At 32.2% G+C, this 20,936-nt stretch carries 23 protein-coding genes and 1 pseudogene; 17 read left to right on the top strand and 7 right to left on the bottom strand.

Features of this window, described 5'->3' with window-relative positions; translation table 11 throughout:
- Positions 1-13 precede the first annotated feature (13 nt).
- The 10 genes from CHB67_RS05195 (at position 14) to CHB67_RS05145 (ending at position 11,382) form a co-directional block, all read left to right on the top strand.
- Complete coding sequence (locus tag CHB67_RS05195; protein WP_089380708.1) at positions 14-901, top strand: sugar phosphate isomerase/epimerase family protein; 888 nt, start codon at positions 14-16, stop codon at positions 899-901.
- Between the two features lies 1 nt (position 902).
- Positions 903-1,772 (top strand): NHL repeat-containing protein, encoded by an 870-nt coding sequence (locus CHB67_RS05190; RefSeq protein ID WP_089380707.1) that lies wholly within the window; start codon positions 903-905, stop codon positions 1,770-1,772.
- A 9-nt stretch (positions 1,773-1,781) separates the two neighbouring features.
- Positions 1,782-4,109 (top strand): GH92 family glycosyl hydrolase, encoded by a 2,328-nt coding sequence (locus CHB67_RS05185; RefSeq protein WP_089380706.1) that lies wholly within the window; start codon positions 1,782-1,784, stop codon positions 4,107-4,109.
- Between the two features lie 156 nt (positions 4,110-4,265).
- Positions 4,266-5,417, top strand: a complete 1,152-nt coding sequence (locus tag CHB67_RS05180; RefSeq protein WP_089380705.1) for an MFS transporter — start codon at positions 4,266-4,268, stop codon at positions 5,415-5,417.
- Between the two features lie 7 nt (positions 5,418-5,424).
- On the top strand, positions 5,425-6,534 hold the full coding sequence (locus CHB67_RS05175; protein WP_089380704.1) for an ROK family protein: 1,110 nt from the start codon (positions 5,425-5,427) through the stop codon (positions 6,532-6,534).
- A 103-nt stretch (positions 6,535-6,637) separates the two neighbouring features.
- Positions 6,638-7,840 (top strand): mannose-6-phosphate isomerase, class I, encoded by a 1,203-nt coding sequence (gene manA / locus CHB67_RS05170; protein WP_089380703.1) that lies wholly within the window; start codon positions 6,638-6,640, stop codon positions 7,838-7,840.
- A 1,414-nt stretch (positions 7,841-9,254) separates the two neighbouring features.
- Positions 9,255-9,659, top strand: coding sequence for a DUF6943 family protein (locus CHB67_RS05160; RefSeq protein WP_089380701.1), 405 nt, complete (start codon positions 9,255-9,257; stop codon positions 9,657-9,659).
- 88 nt (positions 9,660-9,747) lie between these two features.
- The gene (locus tag CHB67_RS05155; protein ID WP_089380700.1) at positions 9,748-10,095 is read left to right on the top strand and encodes a DUF2493 domain-containing protein; all 348 of its coding nucleotides are present in this window, start codon (positions 9,748-9,750) and stop codon (positions 10,093-10,095) included.
- 238 nt (positions 10,096-10,333) lie between these two features.
- Positions 10,334-10,795, top strand: a complete 462-nt coding sequence (locus CHB67_RS05150) for a mobile mystery protein A (protein ID WP_089380699.1) — start codon at positions 10,334-10,336, stop codon at positions 10,793-10,795.
- Positions 10,786-11,382, top strand: coding sequence for a mobile mystery protein B (locus CHB67_RS05145; protein WP_089380698.1), 597 nt, complete (start codon positions 10,786-10,788; stop codon positions 11,380-11,382). Before CHB67_RS05150 ends, CHB67_RS05145 begins: the two co-directional genes overlap by 10 nt.
- 56 nt (positions 11,383-11,438) lie before the next feature.
- Here the strand turns inward: CHB67_RS05145 and CHB67_RS05140 are convergent, their stop codons facing one another.
- The 5 genes from CHB67_RS05140 to CHB67_RS05125 are packed head-to-tail and all read right to left on the bottom strand — an operon-like array spanning position 11,439 to position 13,562.
- Complete coding sequence (locus CHB67_RS05140) at positions 11,439-11,948, bottom strand: tRNA (adenine-N(6)-)-methyltransferase (protein WP_176461222.1); 510 nt, start codon at positions 11,946-11,948, stop codon at positions 11,439-11,441.
- Positions 11,949-12,003: 55 nt separating this feature from the next.
- A complete protein-coding gene (locus CHB67_RS17170; protein WP_176461221.1) occupies positions 12,004-12,180 on the bottom strand; it encodes a hypothetical protein in 177 nt (58 codons plus the stop codon).
- Positions 12,167-12,409, bottom strand: a complete 243-nt coding sequence (locus CHB67_RS05135; RefSeq protein WP_089380696.1) for a hypothetical protein — start codon at positions 12,407-12,409, stop codon at positions 12,167-12,169. Before CHB67_RS05135 ends, CHB67_RS17170 begins: the two co-directional genes overlap by 14 nt.
- A gap of 2 nt (positions 12,410-12,411) precedes the next feature.
- Positions 12,412-12,807: a DUF5675 family protein gene (locus CHB67_RS05130; protein ID WP_089380695.1), complete on the bottom strand. Its 396-nt coding sequence runs from the start codon at positions 12,805-12,807 to the stop codon at positions 12,412-12,414.
- Positions 12,807-13,562, bottom strand: coding sequence for a hypothetical protein (locus tag CHB67_RS05125; protein ID WP_089380694.1), 756 nt, complete (start codon positions 13,560-13,562; stop codon positions 12,807-12,809). Before CHB67_RS05125 ends, CHB67_RS05130 begins: the two co-directional genes overlap by 1 nt.
- A gap of 159 nt (positions 13,563-13,721) precedes the next feature.
- Here CHB67_RS05125 and CHB67_RS05120 point away from each other — a divergent pair, with 159 nt between their 5' ends.
- Entirely contained in the window at positions 13,722-13,925 is a 204-nt protein-coding gene (locus tag CHB67_RS05120) for a hypothetical protein (protein ID WP_089380693.1), read from the top strand.
- 355 nt (positions 13,926-14,280) lie between these two features.
- On the opposite strand, the pseudogene CHB67_RS05115 reads toward CHB67_RS05120, so the two are convergent.
- A pseudogene (locus CHB67_RS05115) lies at positions 14,281-14,789 on the bottom strand (endo-1,4-beta-xylanase).
- A gap of 1 nt (position 14,790) precedes the next feature.
- Here CHB67_RS05115 and CHB67_RS17305 point away from each other — a divergent pair.
- From CHB67_RS17305 to CHB67_RS05100, 3 genes are all read left to right on the top strand, one after another.
- Positions 14,791-14,982 (top strand): hypothetical protein, encoded by a 192-nt coding sequence (locus CHB67_RS17305; protein WP_217900254.1) that lies wholly within the window; start codon positions 14,791-14,793, stop codon positions 14,980-14,982.
- A gap of 428 nt (positions 14,983-15,410) precedes the next feature.
- Positions 15,411-17,417 carry a glycoside hydrolase family 97 protein gene (locus tag CHB67_RS05105; RefSeq protein ID WP_089380691.1) on the top strand — a complete coding sequence of 669 codons (2,007 nt, stop codon included), beginning with the start codon at positions 15,411-15,413 and terminating at the stop codon, positions 17,415-17,417.
- A 9-nt stretch (positions 17,418-17,426) separates the two neighbouring features.
- Complete coding sequence (locus CHB67_RS05100) at positions 17,427-18,281, top strand: sialate O-acetylesterase (RefSeq protein WP_089380690.1); 855 nt, start codon at positions 17,427-17,429, stop codon at positions 18,279-18,281.
- Positions 18,282-19,344: 1,063 nt separating this feature from the next.
- On the opposite strand, the gene CHB67_RS05095 is transcribed toward CHB67_RS05100, so the two are convergent.
- Positions 19,345-19,686 carry a helix-turn-helix transcriptional regulator gene (locus CHB67_RS05095; RefSeq protein WP_089380689.1) on the bottom strand — a complete coding sequence of 114 codons (342 nt, stop codon included), beginning with the start codon at positions 19,684-19,686 and terminating at the stop codon, positions 19,345-19,347.
- A gap of 273 nt (positions 19,687-19,959) precedes the next feature.
- On the opposite strand from CHB67_RS05095, the gene CHB67_RS05090 reads away from it, so the two are divergent.
- Genes CHB67_RS05090 through CHB67_RS17455 form a run of 3 tightly spaced genes read left to right on the top strand, consistent with a single transcriptional unit; the run spans position 19,960 to position 20,392 of the window.
- Positions 19,960-20,148, top strand: a complete 189-nt coding sequence (locus CHB67_RS05090) for a hypothetical protein (protein WP_089380688.1) — start codon at positions 19,960-19,962, stop codon at positions 20,146-20,148.
- 8 nt (positions 20,149-20,156) lie between these two features.
- Positions 20,157-20,246: a DUF6943 family protein gene (locus CHB67_RS17460; RefSeq protein ID WP_394335353.1), complete on the top strand. Its 90-nt coding sequence runs from the start codon at positions 20,157-20,159 to the stop codon at positions 20,244-20,246.
- Positions 20,247-20,272: 26 nt separating this feature from the next.
- Entirely contained in the window at positions 20,273-20,392 is a 120-nt protein-coding gene (locus tag CHB67_RS17455; protein ID WP_394335356.1) for a DUF6943 family protein, read from the top strand.
- Positions 20,393-20,936 lie beyond the last annotated feature (544 nt).

Below are 20,936 nucleotides of genomic sequence, written 5' to 3'. Positions count from 1 at the left end.
AAAATTGAGTGAAATGAATAAATTAATCTTAGCGCTTGTTTTTTTAATAGCTATTGGTGTAAATAGTTGCCAAAAAAATATAAAAAAAAATGAACTTACCAATCCTTTTTTTGTTTACAATTTTGGGGGACTTGAAAATTTAACTCCACAGGCACAAATAAATACACTAAAGAGCATTGGATATGATGGCATTTCTTTACGAATGGCAAAAGAGGAACATATAGCACAACTTAATGAGTTTATTCAACTTGCTGACAACACTTCTGATTTTAAAATTTATTCAGTTTTTGTACGATATAATTTTAATGATTCAGAACAAGATAGGAATAGATGGAAGAAAGTGGTTGATAGTATCACAGATAAAAATATAGCTCTTTGGTTTATTTTTGGAAAGAAAGAAGTTGGAATAAATGATGAACAGGTTGAAAATATTTTGAGAAATGTGGTGAACTATTCGGCATCCAAAAAGGTGCCAGTAACACTTTATCCGCATAGCTGGTGTTATTTCTATTCAGCCGAACAATCCTTACCAATGGTTGAAAAAATTAATCATCCTAATTTAAAATTGGCACTTCATACCTGTCATGAACTAAAAGCGGGAAATGGAAATAGATTAGATGAAGTAGTGATCAATGTAAAAGATTATTTAAGTTTCGTTACAATTGCGGGCGCATCAAAAAAAATGGATACAACAAGCCGACGTAGTATGGACAATAGTACGATTATGCCCTTAGAAGATGGTGACTTTGATTATGCTCCTTTTTTTAAAGCACTTAAAACAATTAATTATAAGAAGCCAGTTGGTTATATAAATTTTGGTTTTGAAAAAGAACCTGAACAATACCTTCCCGAATCATTGGAAGAATGGGGAGTAATAAAATCTAATTATTTAAATTATTAATATGAATTTTAAAGTGGTTTTTTTGTTTGTTTTTTTGTTAAATATTTTATCAATTCAAGCACAATATGATAATTATAAATACGATGCACCAGATCAGGTTGTATGGCACGCATCTTCTAAAACTTGGTTTGTTTCTAATTTAGGAGGAGGAATTTCATTAGAAAAGGACAGTAATGGTTGGATTTCAAGAATAGACCAAAAAGGAAATTTTATTGCACCATTTTGGATTGGGAAAGAAGAGGGTATGCATGCACCTTCAGGAATGACTATTACAGATGATTATTTATACGTAGTAGATAGAGATGGAGTGTATCAGATTGATATTGCCAATCAAAAAATTGAAACATTCATTGAAATTCCTGATGGAGAATTTTTGAATGATATTGTGAGAGCTGAAAATGGAGATTTATATATTTCCGATTTTTTTGGAAATAAAATTTATAAGATAGTAGCAAATAGCAAAGAAGTCAAGGTTTGGTTAAAGACAGATAGATTAGAAGCTCCTGATGGTCTGTACATAGATCAAGGTAGTTTAATAGTTGCTTCTTGGGGTGTTTTAAGTAAGGCTGGAACATTTGAAACATCTAAACTAGGAGATATTTTAAATATAAATTTAAAAACAAAAAAAATAACGGCATTGGCAAAAGAAGTTGGAAATTTAGAAGGTATTACAAAAGCAGGAAATTATTATTATATTACAGATTGGGCTTCTGGTAAGTTATTGAAAGTGAACTCAAAAAAAGGAAGTGCGATAGACTTTATTATAGGGCTTAACCACCCAACGGACCCGGATTTTTCAGAAGAATTACAGATATTAGCATTTCCACAACATGGAACAAATCAAGTGCTCTTTATTAAACTACAAGATTAAGACCTTCAAATGAATATCCAAATAAAAAATAAAAGTGTAATCAGTTTAGTACTAGTAGTAATGTTTTTCTCATGCACAACTGATAAAATCGAAAAGAATGTAGAAGAGAATAAACAGCTTGACCTTGTAGATTATGTAAACCCTTTGATGGGAACCGATTCTAAGCATAGTTTGTCAAATGGGAATACGTACCCAGCTATCGCAACACCTTGGGGAATGAATTTTTGGACACCTATGACAGCTGAAATGGGTAACGGATGGACTTACAATTACAACGAGAATAAAATTAGGGGGATTAAACAAACGCACCAACCTAGTCCTTGGATTAATGATTATGCTGCGTTTTCATTAATGGCTGTAACAGGTGAATTAAAATACAATGAAGAAGAACGAGCCTCATGGTTTTCACATAAAGCTGAAACTGTAAAACCTTATCACTATAAAGTTTATTTGGCAGATTATGATGTTGTAGCTGAAGTAGCTCCCACAGAGCGTGCTGCACACTTTAAATTTACATTCCCAGATTCTGATAAATCATATATTATGGTTGATGGTTTTTTTAAAGGATCTATGGTTAAAATTATTCCAGAGAAAAGAAAAATTATCGGTTATTGTCGGAATAATAATGGGGGTGTTCCAGAGAATTTTTATAATCATTTTGTTGTTGAATTTGATAAAGACTTTGAACTTACGCATACTTGGGCTGACAATTGGGAGTTACAAGAAAATTCGAAGAATAGCGAAGGTGAACATGTTGGAGCTATCATTGGTTTCAAAACAAAAAAGGGTGAAGTAGTACACGCAAAAGTGGCATCATCATTTATTAGCTCAGAACAGGCTGAATTAAATTTATCTCGAGAAATAGGACAAGATTCATTTGAAACTACTAAAGAAAAAGCTAAAAGTGCTTGGGAAACAGAATTAAGCAGAATTGTTATTGAAGACAACAATACAGATAATATTAGGACCTTCTATTCTTGTTTGTATAGAGTACTCCTTTTTCCAAGAAAATTTTATGAGTTCAATGAAAAAAATGAAGTCATCCATTATAGTCCGTATAGCGGAAAGGTGCTGCCTGGTTATATGTTTACAGACAATGGTTTTTGGGATACTTTTAGAGCTGTTTTTCCATTTTTCAATATGATGTATCCAGATCTGAATGGAAAAATCATGGAAGGATTGGCAAATACTTACAAAGAATCTGGATGGTTACCAGAATGGGCAAGTCCTGGACATAGAGATTGTATGATTGGATCTAATTCAGCCCCAATAATTGTAGATGCTTTTTTAAAGGGAAATGTTCATAAAGATACTGATGTTCTTTTTGAAGCAATATTGAAAAATGCAACTGTAGAAGAGGGCAGACCTTTTAAATCGGTAGGAAGAGAAGGTTTAAATTATTATAATAAATTGGGGTATGTACCTTATGATGTTAGTATTAATGAAAATGCTGCAAGAACATTGGAGTATGCTTATGCTGATTTTACCATTGCAAAAATGGCAGAAAAATTGGGTAAAGCAGAAATTGCTGATAAATATTTTAAGAAATCGTTGAACTATAAAAATGTTTTCGATCCATCTACCAATTTAATGAGGGGTAAAAATGAAGATGGTTCTTTTCAAGCGCCTTTTAATCCATTGAAGTGGGGAGATGCGTTTACAGAAGGAAATAGTTTGCATTATACATGGTCAGTTTTTCATGATGTGAACGGATTGATTGATTTAATGGGAGGAAATGAAAAGTTTATGGAACAACTAGACAATGTATTTACAATGCCACCAGATTTTGATGATTCTTATTACGGAACAACCATTCATGAAATACGTGAAATGCAGATTGTAAATATGGGTAATTATGCTCATGGAAACCAACCAATTCAGCACATGATTTATTTGTATAATTATGCAGGTGTACCTTATAAAACACAAAAATTGATTCGAGAAGTTTTAATGAATTTATATTCTGCCACTCCAGATGGGTATTGTGGAGATGAAGATAATGGACAAACTTCTGCTTGGTATGTTTTTAGTGCATTAGGTTTTTACCCAGTAACTCCAGGAGTAAATCAATACGTAATTGGTAGTCCATTATTCAAAAAAGCAACATTACAACTAGAAAACGGAAATGTATTTACAATATCCTCTGAAAATAACTCAAACAAGAATTTTTATATACAATCAATCAGATTAAACGGTGAAAAATATAACAATAACTTTCTTCAGTATGAAACGATCCAAAATGGAGGGGAAATTATTTTTGAGCTAGGAAGTTACCCAAATAAAAATTGGGGTAATCAACCAGTTAATGCTCCTTATTCATTAAGCCTTGAAAAATAAAAAAAATATAGTTAAATCAGTAAAAGAACCCTAATTAATAGGATTAAGTTGAATTTTAATCCTTAATTAAGTATATATTATTTTTTAATTAACACCTCGCAAATATATTTGAGTCATTAAATAACTTCTAATCAAATATAAATTAAATAATTAAAAATGATGACTTCAAAAATTAAATGGAATAAGTTACTTCCAGTATTCATGTCTTTTATAGTAATGGGATTTGTAGATATAGTAGGTGTATCGACAGGCTATATTCAAAAAGATTTCGACTTGCCTGATAACCTTGCTCAATTGATACCTTCAATGGCATTTATTTGGTTTTTCTTTTTATCTGTTCCAGTAGGTATTTTTCAAGATAAATGGGGTAAAAAGAATATGCTGGTTTTAGGTATGGCATTGTCTGGAGTGGGAATGTTAATTCCGTTTATTGGGTATTCTTTTCCAATAATGTTAGCTGCTTTTGTTTTTTTAGGAATAGGTAATACCATTGTTCAGGTATCAGCAAATCCTTTGCTACAGGATGTTTCTCCTCGTGAAAAGTTTTCTAGTTTTATGAGTTTAACGCAGTTTGTAAAGGCAATTGTTTCATTACTAGGACCAATTATTGCTGCATTTGTTGCAACTCAATTCGGAAATTGGAAATTGGTATTTGCCGTATACGCTGTTACTTCATTAATTGCAGTTTTATGGTTGTATTTCACAAAGATTGAAGAAAGTGGTGTAGAAAAAGAACCTGCGACATTTAAATCTTGTTTTTCATTACTTAAAAACCCTTTTATTTTAATGATGGTTGTTGGGATTTTCTTAACAGTTGGTGCTGATGTAGGTATGAATTCAAACATTCAAAATTATATGATGAACGGATTTGGATGGGATATTGAAAAAGCATCTCTTGGAATAAGTGTGTACTTTATTGCTTTAATGATAAGTCGTTTTCTTGGCGCTGTATTACTAAACTTTGTTAAGCCTCGTTTATTTTTAATCATTACTACAGCTATTGCTTTGTTGAGTGTAATTTTGTTGTTTGTAGCCCCTAATCCAACGATTGGATTAATTGCTATTTTCTTAGTTGGTTTTGGTTCTGGAAATTTATTTCCTCTAATATTTTCAATAACTATAGATAAAATGCCAGATCGTTCAAATGAAATATCTGGATTGATGATTATGGCTGTTTCTGGGGGTGCTTTTATTCCACCTATTATGGGAGCAATAAGTGAAAGTTTTGGATTTCTAATAAGTTTATTGGTACTTGTAATTTGTATGGTTTACTTGTTCTTAATTTCTTTTGTAAACTCAAAAAAATAATAGCATTATGGAATATTCTATAGATAAAGATCAAAGGATTGTAATGACATTGGATGCGGGAGGAACAAACTTTGTTTTCTCTGCAATTCAAGGGAATAAACAAATTATCACTCCAATTAGGCTATATCCCAATTCGGAAGATTTAAATAAATGCCTCGAGACAATTATTTCTGGTTTTGAAATAGTAAAAAAAGAATTAAAGGAAGCTCCGGTGGCAATAAGTTTTGCTTTCCCTGGACCTGCGGATTATCCAAATGGTATCATTGGAGACTTGCCAAACCTTCCAGCGTTTAGAGGTGGTGTTGCACTAGGTCCAATGTTAGAACATCATTTCGAGATCCCAGTTTTTATTAATAATGATGGTAATTTATTTGCTTATGGCGAAGCGCTATTCGGTTTTTTACCTGAAATCAACAAAAATCTTGAAGAAGTAAATAGCTCGAAACGATTTAAAAACCTAATTGGTGTTACACTTGGAACAGGATTTGGAGTTGGGTTGGTTGCTAATAATCAGTTGATTACAGGTGACAACTCAAATGGAGGTGAAGCTTGGTTATTAAGAGATGTTTTGAGTCCAGATTACCATGCTGAAGAACACATTAGTAGAGAGGGAATAAGAAGAAGTTTTGCTAAAAAAACCAATATACCGTTAAGTGATGTTGGTATGCCTCAAGAAATTCATGACATTGCCATAGGTAAATTAGAAGGAGATAAACAGGCCGCAATAGCTACATACAATGATTTTGGAACCGCATTGGGTGAGGCACTTTCAATAATTATTACCCTTTTTGATGGAATTGTTATTCTTGGTGGTGGAGTTTCAGGTGCTTATGATCTTTTTGCTCCAGCCATGTTTGAGCAAATGGAATCAAATTTTAAACTACATGATGGTAATTCCTTGCATAGACTTGTTCCTAGGGTGTTTAATTTAGAAGATGCAATAAGTAAAAGTAGATTATTGGAAGGGCAACAAAAAGAATTAGAAATTCCAGGGACCAATAAGAAGATAGCTTATGACCCATTTTTAAGAACTGGAGTTGGAATTTCAAAAAATAGCACCAGTAATATAATTGGATTGGGAGCATACGCTTTTGCTATTAATAAGCTTGATGAGTAAGTTAATTTAAACCTCAAATTAAAATCAAAAAGAGAGATGTGGGATGTATTTATACATATGAGATTTCTCTTTTTAATTAAATTCGATAATCACACTAAAAGAAATGACTAAATTATTTTCACTAAAAGGAACTGTTCAACATTACGTTTGGGGTGGTACAAAATATATTCCTAAGCTGTTAGGTATTAAAGAAAGCAGTAAAAAATATGCAGAATATTGGCTAGGAGCGCATGTGAACGCTCCTTCAGTTATAAGAACTTTAAATGGAGATAAGGAATTAAATGTCTATTTAAATTCTAATCTATCTAAGAATTTGGGAGTTGATATCGCTAGTAAATTTGGAAGATTACCTTTTTTATTTAAGGTGTTAGATGTACAAGACATGCTGTCTATTCAAGTACATCCATCTAAATTTGAAGCTGAAAAAGGCTTTAAATATGAAAATGGACTGGGGATACCTTTGAATGCTTCAAATAGAAATTATAAAGACGATAACCATAAGCCTGAAATTATGGTTGCTCTTAGTGAGTTTTGGTTGTTGCACGGGTTTTTGTCAAAGAATATATTAAGTCAAATACTTAATAATACGCCGGAATTTATTGGTTTGCTTTCCGTTTTTGAAGAAGAAGGATATTATAGTCTTTATAAAAAGGTCATGGAACAGTCTAATGAAGAAAGTAATCAAATGTTAACGCCATTAGTGAACCGTATTATGCCTTTATATTTGCGAGGGGAATTAGATAAATCAAGTCCAGATTATTGGGCAGCTAAAGCAGTGGATTTGGCAATTGATAAAACAACTATTGACAAAGGAATTTATTCTATCTATTTTTTCAATATTGTTAAGGTGAATAAAGGAGAAGCTGTATTTCAAGACGCTGGAGTTCCTCATGCATATTTGGAGGGTCAAAACATGGAGCTGATGGCAAACTCTGATAATGTATTACGAGGAGGTTTAACACCAAAACATGTTGATGTACCTGAGTTATTAAAGCATGTGACTTTTGAGCAAACAATACCAGAGATTATGCCTGGAGCACTACAAGAGGATGGTGTTGAGCGAATATATTCCACTTCTGCTCCAGATTTTGAATTGAGTCAAATTGAATTAACGGTATCAAGTAAGTATAAAACGAAAGCAAAAACGGCTCAAATTATGATTGTAATTGAAGGTACAGCCACAATTGTAGAAGGCGATACAGTATTGAATCTTGCCAAAGGAGAATCTGCTTTTTTAGCAGCCGGAAGTGAGTATTATATTTCCTCTCCTTCATCAGGAATCATATATAAAGCAACTGCCCCGTAAGAATTAAAAATGTTTAAAAATCTATAATTATTTATCTTTCATTTTGTAAAAATATTCGGATGTGAACTGTTTTATGTCCTTATCTCCAGCACTACTCCATTTCGTTAGCACTCCATTCCATAAAGCTTCCAATTCCGCGCAGTAAAAGCCACAAAAAATGTGGCACTTACTTTTAGCCTTTGCGCTTTTTAAATCCATTTCCAAAACAAACTTTAGAACAAACCACAAACTTTCGTGCGGGTAATATGGTGTTCGTCACACTCTCCATTTTGTTCCATAAAATACAATTACAAAGGCATTTAAGTAAATAAACGTCATTACGTACGTAGTGAAGTAATCTTTTCATTTAACCTAAATTATAGTAGATAAATCCCTTGTACTTACCATAAATTGCACTAATCGTCCAAAGTCCTCATTTAGCACAATTTATTTACTTTATTGCACACATTCCACGTATTCCTCACGCATAGCTATCTTTTGCCCCTAAAACCCAATAAAGTATGAATTCATTACTATTAGGGGCAAACCGCTATTACACAATTTGGCTCGCCTGCTTGGTCACTTCGGGCTAAAAAAAGGGTGTCACAGTTTTTGAAGACCTCCATTTTGCATATAATTTAATTACTCCTTAACACTCGCAATTAAAACATATTGCAAACGCGCACAAGAGCAATGTATTCCGTTAACATTGTACTCCAAAAGGTAGAAATATACTAAAAACCTCAACTCACAAAAAAAGAACACTGCTATTTTTAAAACTTCACTTTTTGTTTTGTAAAATCTTTTTAGAAAGAATAGATCCTTAAAAGCTTCGAGACTTGGAACACAGTGACGCGAAGTTTTAAGGGTGGTTCTGCAAAGCAGAAATTCCTGCTAAAAAGTGTCCTTTTTTGATTCGTTTTTTAGACAAGTAAAAAATGAATAAGTACAATTAAACCACTCCATAAATTGCCCTTGCCTTTCCAGCAGCATCAAAAACACCGCCACCCTTGCGTGTACCACGTAGTTGTTGCACGTACTTATTCGAACCTCAACGTACTTTTGCCCCAACACCCTTGTTCCTACTCGCGGCGGCTCGCGTTAATGCTACCGCATTAGGCTTACCATTACCTGCTGAAATGAACATTCTTATAATCATTTCAAAGAATAATCGAGGTTTAAAAAATAAAAAAGGTCGCAAAAATCGGTTGCTCCCTTCTCCAGCCGCACGTAGCCTTTCAAGGTCAAGCCCTTCGGGTTTTGAAAAAAATCTCCACCTCATTTACAGCTCGTTTCAAATTTTTATAAAAAACACCGGTTGTATTTTTTACAAAAACCTTGACAGCCTTTGCCACACAACCAACACGGGTGCTTTCTTTTTTCTTTTTGTTTAAAAATTTATATGCGCGAAGCGTAAATTTTTAAATGCGTAGCTATGCCAACTTATGAAATCAAAACCCACCGAAGCGGAAGAACCTATAATACACCGCACTTTTTTATTCTAAATAAAGGATTAAACAGTGGTAAGCCACTGGAGAAGCCTTGCCCAAATTGTTTTGTCATTACAACACCTTTGGAGGAAACCCGGGAATCGCTGTATTATTTATGCTTATCTCTTAAAATCGGCAAGTATTTCGCATACTATTTAAAAGGAAGTGTCATTCCATTTATCTGTATTTCAGATGCTAAAAAAGTACTCAATAAAGCACTCCATAACTATGAGCAACAACAGTGGAAGACCAAGGTTGAAAAGCTTAAAAAAATTAATGCTTTTGAAGAAAGTCTACAGCAACAACTAGTAGCAATTTCAAAATTAAAAATTGCTTTGTTGAAGTCTTAAACTCTCTTGTCATTCCTGCGAAGGCAGGAATCTCAAAATGTCACCCTCAGCTCGACTGGGGGATCTCATCATTTAAAACTAAAAGAAAATGAAAATAATAATAGCAGGATCCAGATCCTTTACCGATTGCCAAAAATTAAAAGAAACCTGTGACAAATTCCTCCGGGATCAAAACAATATTGATATTGTAAGTGGTACATGCAGAGGAGCAGATAAACTTGGCGAGCAATACGCAAAAGAGAGAGGTTATAAAATAACCCGATTCCCTGCAGACTGGAATAAATACGGAAAAGCAGCTGGACCAATACGAAACCAGCAAATGGCAAATTATGCCGATGCCCTTATTGCCTTTTGGAATGGAAAAAGTAAAGGAACCAACAATATGATTCAATTAGCAAATAGGTGTAATTTAGATATTCTGATTTGTTATCATTAATTCTATAGTTATTCTAAATTAAAAATCTTAATAAAGACACTTCGCTATTTAAGTTTTTCTATTAAAAATTAAAATAGTAATTCCTTAATTAAGTTTTTTGTGATTTTCTTAAATACTGAATTTGTCAAAATAAGTTAATTTTATATAGTTTGTAAACCTACGTGTTAACTTTTTTGTATATTTGTAAACATATAAGATTACATTATAATTAATTTGTAAACTTTAATCATTACAAATAATGAGAAACAAAAAGAAACTATTAATTGAACAATTGGACCAAAAACTAAAGCATTTTCAAAAAACAGAAATGGTTCTGGTCCCAGACAAAGGATGGATAAACACCATTCGTATGGCACTTAATATGACTATGGCACAACTAGGAGCCAAGCTTAATATCACTAGACAAGGTGTGAAAAGTATAGAGGAAAGCGAAGCGAAAGGCACAATATCTCTTAATTCATTAAAAGATATTGCAGAGGTATTGGATTTAAAATTTGTGTATGGATTCGTTCCTAAAGACGGAACCATTGATAACTTAATTAACTCAAAGTCTGAAAAATTGGCCAGAAAAATTGTGTTGAGGACCAATCAAAATATGAAATTAGAAGACCAAGGAATCGGAGATAAGAAAATTAATGATTCAATTATAGACTTGGCTGATGAAATAAAAAGAGAAATGAGAAAGTCATTATGGGATTAAATCTAAAATATACTGATGGGCAAACGCCTTTAGATGAAGACGAAAAAGAAGGGCTAAAAATAAAATCAATAACAACACAAAAGGAACTAGATGAGTTTGAACAGTTAAATATTGAAAAAGCAGTAGAATGGACTATTCACGCTAATTTGAAACCTGAAAAAATAATGTCTGAAAAATTTATTAAAGATGTACATCAGAAAATGTATGGTGATGTTTGGAAATGGGCAGGTGAGTTTAGAAGATCTAATAAAAACATTGGAATAAATTGGACTCAAATAGGAATAGAGTTAAAAAATCTCATTGATGACACCAAGTATTGGATAGAAAATAAAACATATTTGCCTGAAGAAATTGCAATTAGATTTAAACACAGAATTGTAGCAATTCATTGCTTTCCCAATGGAAATGGAAGGCATTCAAGAATGATGGCTGACATTATTATGGAATCTGTTTTTGGGAAAGAAATATTTTCTTGGTACAAGTCAAATATGGTAAAAGCAGACGAAACAAGAAAAAGCTACATTGCTGCGTTAAGAGAAGCTGACAATGGAGTTATAAACCCACTAATTGAGTTTGCTAAAAACTAAAAAAATTAAATATAGGAAAATTGCGTTTTCAAATCCCCAAATTTTCTTGCATTAAATCATTCTATTAGCTCCTCAATAATTAGTTGCTGAGGTAAAAAATTCCAGCAATAATAACTACTACTAAACGTAATTTTATGTTCAATAATTCCTTTATTAAGAAACTTCATACGTTTATCAAATAGTAAGAGTTGCAATTCTTTGTGTTTAAAAAGTTGTTTTGGAGCTGCATCATTTAACCAGGTATTTGTCATAATCAGTGCAAAAGGTTTATTAAACGACAAAGCCCTTTCAAAGTATTTACGTTTGTTAGAAAAAGGTGGATTACTTATAAGAACATCCCACTGTTTAGGTTCATAATCAAAAAAATCTTGTCCAGTTTCAATATGGCTAAACACTACTTTGTTTTGTTGGCTAATTTGCTTTACAAATTCACTTGCTGAGGTATCAAACGGACACCAAACAATGGCATTTTTTGGAATGTATTTTAAAATGGGAGTAACTCCATACGCAGGAGTGTAACACTTATCATTCTTACCTTTACTATACAATATTTCTTTACTGTTCATAATTTTTTGTGAATGTGTTTATGAAAAAAAGCACCCATCAGGTGCTTTTAAAACTTTAATTTTTATCTGAAAATAATTTCCGAAGCATAAACGATACAAAGAAACTAACCACCGCCCCAATAAAAGCCATTACAATAGTAAATAAAATATCGTGCAAGCTAATATTGAATACCGTAGATAAAAGTGTGCCCCCAAACACACCAGATTTCAGTTGAAAATTATTTGTTGCCATTCTTTTTAGATACTGTATCATTTTTAGTGTCAGAAACGACTGCTTGGCTTACAGCCGTAGCCACAGTTCCCGCAACTGTTAAATAAGTGGCAATAGATATTACAATAGCCGGTAAAGAAATTGGAGCTGCAATAATAACACCTCCTGCAGTAGCTAAAGCAATACCAATATTTCTTAGTGTTCTAAAAAATCTAGGGGTCTTTTTTGTATAGCGTTGAGTTAAGTTCATAATTAAGATTTAATGGTTAATGTGATGGTTTCTTTTCTGTCGAATGCCTGATAGCATAGGGCAATTATTTTTTGAAATAATGGTCTGGAATACAATCCTTTTCCAATGCCAATTAAGTTCGTAACTGGAGCGAGGCAACCTTCCAATTCAAGTTTTGCATCATTGGCAGGATGAATTAAAATCAAATTTCTGTTAGGAACATTTTCAACTTGTAAATGATGTTTAAACTTTTCTGAAAACCGTGGTTTCAAAGTGTATACGCCTTCAGGAATACAAGAAATAATTCTTTTGTTATCCAGCCAAGGCAATTCAATAACAAAACCTAAAAAGTGTCCTTTATAAAAGAGAGCACCATTGGTGCCCTCTTTAAAATAAGTTCTGTGTAATAGTAAATGCATTAAACAGTGTCTATATCAACAATAGACAAGGCATTGTAAGATCCATTTTTCAATGAATACATTTGCCCATTCACCTCTTGATAAAACTCAATTCCTAAAACCTGAGCAACAGGTTTCGTAGAATTAGCAGTTACAACAGCGCTCAAATCAATTTGAGCAGTTAAAGCATTGTCATAAGGTAATACAGCAGTTTCATCACTTTCAAAAACAGAAGTTTCATTGATGAAGTCAACCTCAGCAGCTCCCATTACCATTTTAAAATGAGTAGTTCCTGCAGGAGCAGCAATTCTAACAGTTGGTGCAAAAGGAGCAACACTTACTGTGGCGTCTCCAGTAACTCTATCAAATGCATTCACAGTTGCAACAAATAAAGTCGCACCTAATTTCCCGTTAGCGTTAAATTCAAAACCTTCCAAAAGTTCAATATTTCCATCTTCAATTGTTCTAGCACCACGAGCATTTGTTGTGTCAGTTTTTACAATTTTCAACAAATCAGTAGTCAATCTACTAACCACTCTTTTGTCTTTTGCATTTTGTAAAAGAAGCCGAATTGCGTTACGCAATACTTTACCACCTTTTCCAGCAGCACCGAATTCAGCACCATTTTCTCGTATTCTTTGAAACGCAGGATCATTTTTAATTCTTGATGCATCTACACCACCTTTTTCACGGGCAAGGTGTCCATCTGCAGTTTTGTAAAAGGAAATACCTCCAATAGTTCCTTTCAATCTAATAATACCAGTTTGTTTGGCCATAATGTTATAAAATTTTTAATTCTCAACAAATGAAACTATCTTTATATAAGAAATCAAAAACAACAATCCATCCATTCCGAAAACATCCTTTTTAACCAATTTGTGGTATATGGACAATCAATAGGTACTGGTGGGATAAAGTATGGATAATGCATTAAAATGAAAATAGTAAGAGCTTGTATATACCCAAAAGACATTCAATGCATCACTGGCAGAAGTGAACGCTATGGAAGAAAACTTTTAAATAGAATTAAAATTCATTTTGGAAAAGAACCATACCAGTTTATTACTTCAGAAGAATTTGCAGAGTATTCTGGTATTAACCTGGAAATTGTGAATGAGTATTTGAGAAAAGTGTCATAGAATTTAACCTTAATTGTACTTATTTAATACATTGAAAATCGTATCTTTGAGTTAAGATTGAAAGTCAAATCTAATTAATTGATATCAATGGTTAGGTCAACAAATCGGTCAACAAAAATAAAATAGAGTAGGGAAGTCCTTATATATAAAGGGAAGTCAGCGAGGGTTCGAATCCCTTCCTCTCTGCGAAAACAAAGTCAAAAGAGACTGAAAAACAACAAAACCCCATAAACCCTATGTTTATAGGGTTTTTTAATACTCAGTATTCTCCCTGAAAACCATTAAAAACTAAAAAAACTAAAAAAAAAGAGTCCAAATAGGAGTCTGTTAAAAATTTTGGTTAAGTGACTCCTATCTACTCGTAGATGCGGTAAAACATCACTAATGCAATTACTACTGCACTTAGCACCACAAAACAACCTACGTTATACACTAATTTTACTTCTGGATCTGCTTTGGCAGCTAACTTAAAAGCCTGCTCAATATAATTTTCGCCCATTACTTTGAACAAATTAGATTCTCTGAATGTTCCATCTTCATTTAAAGCTTCGTTAACCACATCCCAAGTGTGAATTCGTCCTTTATATCTACCAACAATAGTGTTTATTTGGTTTTCTATATGTTTCGCCATAACTGCACTATCCTTAACCTCATTCATAAAAGGTGCAATTTGAGAATGCCATACCAAGGTGTGACCAACAATATTCATATTGTTCTTTTCTCCAAAAGCCACATATTTATCAGTCATATCAAAATAAAATGTATCAGGCTGCGGATATACATCCATTTCATAATATTTTCAGGTGTAATGGTGTTAAAATCACTTTTAAGAACGTTTACAGCAAGCGTATCTGTTTCTAAAATAATGTTATCGTTTATAGCAGCACCAATAAGAAATTTATTTTTAAAATTCTCTTTCAGTGAAGTTGTTTCTTTAATTGCTTACTTTTCTTTTTTCTCTGTATTGCAACTAATACAAAGTGTAATTAAAATTAATAGTGAAAAGGTTTTAGCTGTATGTACCATGCTACTGGTTTATGGTGGTTATTTATTATAAAAAGTTTTAATGTATCTGAATAAAAACTATGATGTAAAATTAGCTGAATAGCTATTATTTTACTGAAACGAAAACGGTAATTGATAGTACATTTGTTGCAATAGTCTTTAAAATGGGAGGGTAAAAACATTTTATTGAATTCACCCTCTTTTATCTTGTTTTAAAACGAATTCATAAAGGATTAAAACCTATGCGAATTAAATACTTAAAATTCCTTTATTATTTATAATAAAAGTATCTTTTGAGATAAATTGTTTAATTTTAAAATTAAATGATTTATTCTAAGAAAATGTATAGGAGAATGCCGAAATAGTATCATTTTAAATGAATAAGTAATATTAAATTTAAACATACAAATCAGTAAACATAGTTACATATAAATATTTACAAGTATTATTTTGTGTAATTTGCTTTAAATTTTTAAAAAAATGATAAAACCGTTAAGCATAATTTTACTAATAATAATATGTATTTCTTGTTCTCAAGAAGAAAAAAATAGCACACACAAAGTAAGCTCACCAAAAGCTAATAATGAAATTACATTTGAATTAACAAACGGAAATCCTACTTATAGTGTTAAACACGGTGATATAAATGTGTTAAATAACTCTAATTTAGGGTTTGTATTTAAAAACAATGATTCTCTATGTGAAAACTTTGAAGTGCTAACTATTGAAGAAAGTACTTTTGATAAAACTTGGGAACAGGTCTGGGGCGAAAAACAATTCATTCAAAATAATTACAATCAATTATCAGTTACACTTCAAGAAAAAACTGCTAATAAAAGAAAAATAGAAATTCAATTTAGAGCTTTTGATGACGGAATTGCGTTGCGCTATATATTTCCGCAACAGGGTATTGATCATCTTGTTATTATGGATGAGTTGACATCGTTTAATTTAAGTGCCGATGGAGATGCTTGGTGGATTGGCGCTTATCAAGATAATCGATATGAATATTTAACTACCAAATCCCTTGTAAGTGATTTAGATACCGTTCATACACCGTTAACTATCAAAAGTAACAGCGGATTATCATTAAGTTTTCACGAAGCAAACTTAAAAGATTTTGCAAGTATGACTTTGGGAAAAACGAAAGGAACTGAGTTGAAAGTAGATTTAGTGCCTTGGGCCGATGGAGATAGAGTAAAAACCAATGGAACTTTTAAAACTCCTTGGAGAACACTACAAATCGCAGAAACCCCTGGAGAATTAATTACTTCATATTTAATTTTAAACTTAAATGATCCTAATAAAATTGAAGACACTAGTTGGATAAAACCAAGTAAATATTTAGGTATTTGGTGGGGAATGCATATTGGAAAATATACTTTTTGGGAAAGTGAAACACAAGGTGCAACAACAAAAAACGCCTTTAAGTATATTGATTATTGTAAAAAGTTAGGCATAGATCATTTACTTATTGAAGGGTGGAATAAAGGCTGGACTACTGCTTGGTATGAAAATGCCATGCATAAGTTTAGCTTTACCCAAGAGGCAGATAATTTCGACCTAAAAAAAGTAACGGATTATGCAAAAAAAAATGAAGTAAATATTATTGGATACCACGAAACAGGTTCAAACATTATTAATTATTTAGATCAAATTGATGCGGGAATGCAACTGTATAAAGATGTTGGTATTCATGATGTAAAAATAGGTCAGGTTGGCTCTCGTTTAAATATGAAGGAATGGCATCACGGACAATTTGGAGTTAATTATTATCGTTTTGTTTTAGAAAAAGCATTAGAATATCAATTAACTGTAAACTTTCACGAACCAATAAAAGATACCGGTGAACGCAGAACCTACCCAAATATGATGGCTCGTGAAGGTGCCCGCGGACAAGAATACAATGCTTGGAGCGATGGTAATCCGCCAAGTCATACAGCAACAATCCCTTTTACAAGAATGCTTGCAGGTCCTATGGATTTTACACCTGGAGTGTTGGATGTTGAAATTAATCAAGGTTTTGAAGGAAGAGATGTGCATACTACGGCTGCAAAACAACTAGCATTATATGTTGTACTTTATTCTCCAATTCAAATGTTAGCAGATTTGCCAGAAAATTATGATAGCAATCCTGCTTTTAAATTTTTACATGATGTTCCCGTAGATTGGGAAGATACCAAAGTATTAAATGCTGAAATTGGAGAATACATAACTACCGTTCGTAAAGATAGATTTAGTGATGATTGGTACCTAGGAAGTTTAACCAATGAAAAAAGTCGTTTATTTGATATTGAGTTATCATTCCTCGACTCAAACGCAATTTATGAAGCTCAAATTTATGCAGATGCTAAGGGAATTACCTGGAATAAAAATGCTTCCGAAGTTGTAATTTCGACAAAAGAAGTAACAGCCTCAGATACGTTACAAATTAACTTAGCTGAAGGAGGTGGAGCCGCTATTAGATTTAAGAAAAAAGATAAATAAAATTAAATAATGCTGAAAAATAAAATTAAAAAAATAGCATTATCACTATTTCTTTTTGTTACAATAAATATGTTTTCACAAGACAAAAATTTCCATATTTATTTATGTTTTGGTCAATCAAATATGGAAGGTTCCGCTAAAATTGAAGATCAAGATAAAATAGCTAATGAACGTTTTGTAATGATGCAATCTATGGATTGCTCAAATCTTGAAAAAAGAAAGGGAGAATGGCATCCTGCTATTCCGCCTTTAAGTCAATGCTATGCTGGTCTTTCTCCTGCAGATTATTTTGGAAAAACTATGATTGAAAAATTACCTGACAGTATAAAAGTAGGTGTAATTAATGTAGCTATTGGCGGATGTGATATCCGCTTATTTGATAAAGAAAATTACCAAGACTATACGGCTTCTTACCCTGAAGAATGGTTTCTGAATAAAATTAAAGGGTATGGCGGAAATCCTTATCATCGATTGATAGATCTAGCAAAGCAAGCTCAAAAAGATGGAGTTATTAAAGGAGTAATATTACATCAAGGTGAGACCAATAATGAAGATGAAAATTGGCCTTTATATGTAAAGAAGGTTTACAACAATATACTAAAAGATCTTTCACTAAAAGCTACAGAAGTTCCACTTTTAGCAGGTGAGTTAGTGGGGGAAGATCAAGGGGGGAAATGTGCTAAAATGAATCTAATTATAAACAGACTTCCAGAAGTAGTTTCTACAGCTCACGTAATATCTTCAAGTGGTTGTAAGGCGAGAGAAGATAATATTCATTTTAATTCTGAAGGTGTAAGAGAATTGGGTAAACGATATGCATTAAAAGTGCTTGAATTAAATGAGTATAAAATGATAAGTAATTGATAACCTAAATATATAGATGCAGGTTTTGTTCAAACAGAATACAGATTGTCTTTAAATGATTTTTTACTTCTAATGATGATTTTATAAGTATTTAGGAATCTACTTTTCTTCTTGTTATCATATTAGATTAGTTTCATTTGATATATTAAATTAAGTCATTGTAGAAGAAATGGAAAAGAAAATTTTTGGTAAAAAGTAATGTTTTTAAATGATTTGGTAAAGGAGAAGTTGTTTTGAAAAATGAATTTTAAATTAGTATTATATAAGTAATTAGATTCACTAGTTTTAAATATATTTAAGTTGATATTTGTTTAGAAAAAAGGGTATAAAAATGGCTAGTAATTTTATTTATTAGATAATGAAAAGCCTTCAAACCTCAGTAGTACTGCATTCTGTTAACACTTTGTATTCCATAAAGTTTCCAATTCCGCACGGTAAAAACCACCGAAAAAGGTAGTATTTACTTTTTGCATTTACCCTCTTTTTAATCCGTTTCCATATGAAACAATACGACAAGCCAGAAACATCCGTGCAGGTAATAAGGTGTTCACAATACGCTCCATTTTGTTCCATAAAATATAATTACAAGGGTGTCTAAGTAAATAAATTAAATTACAACTCCTAACCTTTTAAGGGGAGGTGCTAAAGGCGGAGGGGTTAACCAAACCCCCTTAAAACTTCACGTTTTTCTCGTTGTTTTAATCTTTTTATTAAGAATATGCGCTTAAAAGCTTCGAAATCAGGAATGCAGTGAAGCGAAGTTTTAAGGACGGTTCTGCACAGCAGAAATTCCTACTAAAAAGTATCTTTTTTTGGTTCATTTTTTGGACAAGCAACTGCGAAGCACATCATGATTTCCAATAAAAAATAGATAAAGGATGAGTAAAAAATGAATAAAAGCTACTTAAAACCAATCCATTCCTTGCCCTTGCCATTACCTACACATACTATCTGAACAAAAAAAGTAGTAAAAAACACTGCCACCCTTTGCTTGTAACACGTAGTTGTTGCACGTGCCCCAGCACCCTTCGTTCAAATCGCAGTTAGCTTCGCCGTTGCTTCGCTATTTCTTAAATTTAAACTTACTATTCATTATATAATTAGCAGCCATTGTATTAATTTCATCATTGGTATCAACCTTATTTTTTAATACCCATTTATCAATTTCATATTTATTAAAATACAATTTTTTACCACCACTTTTATAATGTGGAATTTCTCGTGTACTTGTTAGTTTATAAATATGACTTTTTGAAAGTTCTAAATAGCCACATAACTGCTTTAAATTCATAACTTCTTTATAGTCATCATCATTATATTTAGTTCCTAATTTGTGCTCAATTGATGTAAGTCGTTTTTCAATAACAGTTAGTTTTTTAATGATAATTTCAAAAGGATTTTCCATAAAAGGTTGTTTATAGTTAATAATAAAAACAAAAAAGATAGCAAAAATTGGTAACTCCCATCTCCAGCCGCTAAAATTCTTTCAAGGTCACTATGGGTTTTGAAAAAAGTATCCACCTTACTTTCAGTTCGCTTCCAATGTATACAAAACCACAGGTCGTATTTTTCTCAAAAACCTTGACAGCAGAGCCCTCGCCACCAAAATACGTGCTTTCTTTTTTCTTTCTCTTCCGAAAATTATATACGCGAAGCGTATAATTTTAATTGGAGAACAATGTTAACGTATGAAATCAAAACCCACAGAAGCAGGACTGAGCGTAAAGAAAGTATTCACTGGACACTTTTAGCAAAAGAGCCAGATGGCGCAAAGGCATTTAATTTTAAATGTACAAGAATACCAACTTATGAAATTAAAACTCATAGAAAAGGTAAACCTACAACGCACCGCATTTTTTTATTTTAAACAAAGGCTTGAACAGTGGCAAGCCGCTAGATCAGCCTTGCCCTAATTGTTTTGTAATTACAACGCCTTCAAAAGAAGCCCGGGAATCCCTGTATTAGTTATGCCTATCTCTTAAAACCGGTCGATTTTCAACTATTATTTAAAAGGAAATGTAATTCCGTTTATATGCATAAACGATACACGTGCAGTGCTCAATAAAGCCGTACAAAACTATGAGCAACAACAATGGAAAACCAACTTTTAAAAACTTAAAAAAATCAATGCTTTTTGAAGAAAACCTACAGCAACAACTCGTAGCAATTTAAAAATTAAAAATTACACTGTTGAGGTCCTAAAATTATTAGGACCATAATTGAAATCTGGTCACAACAAAGGTAGATACTCTAATATCTAGTTCCTTTAGAGATGGAACTAAAATTAAAAGGAGTTAATAAAATAGTAGTCTAAAAAAATAGACCCAAATTTAATAGGTAGTCCATTTATTGATTTGTATTTAAGAGAGTCATTAGTTAAAAGCCAAATTGATGTGATAGAATTAAGTATTTGTAAAATTTTATTCCTTTAACAGGAGTTTAAAATATGTAGGATTGCTTTTATTTTTTAGAAGAAATAAAAAAAAGGATTGTTTTATGAGTCTTTAAAAATTTAAATGTTAGAATTCAAATAGAAGTATGTATTATAAGTTACACGTTTTCAGCGCTGTATATTTCACTTCAAAAAAACTTAATAAAAACCAGATAAAAAGTTTGTTTAGGAAAGGAAAAAGGTTGTACATTTGCAGCCGCTAA

This window comes from Lutibacter agarilyticus (assembly GCF_900188235.1).
Classification (GTDB): domain Bacteria; phylum Bacteroidota; class Bacteroidia; order Flavobacteriales; family Flavobacteriaceae; genus Lutibacter; species Lutibacter agarilyticus.
This window is presented reverse-complemented; position numbering and strand designations above follow the sequence as displayed.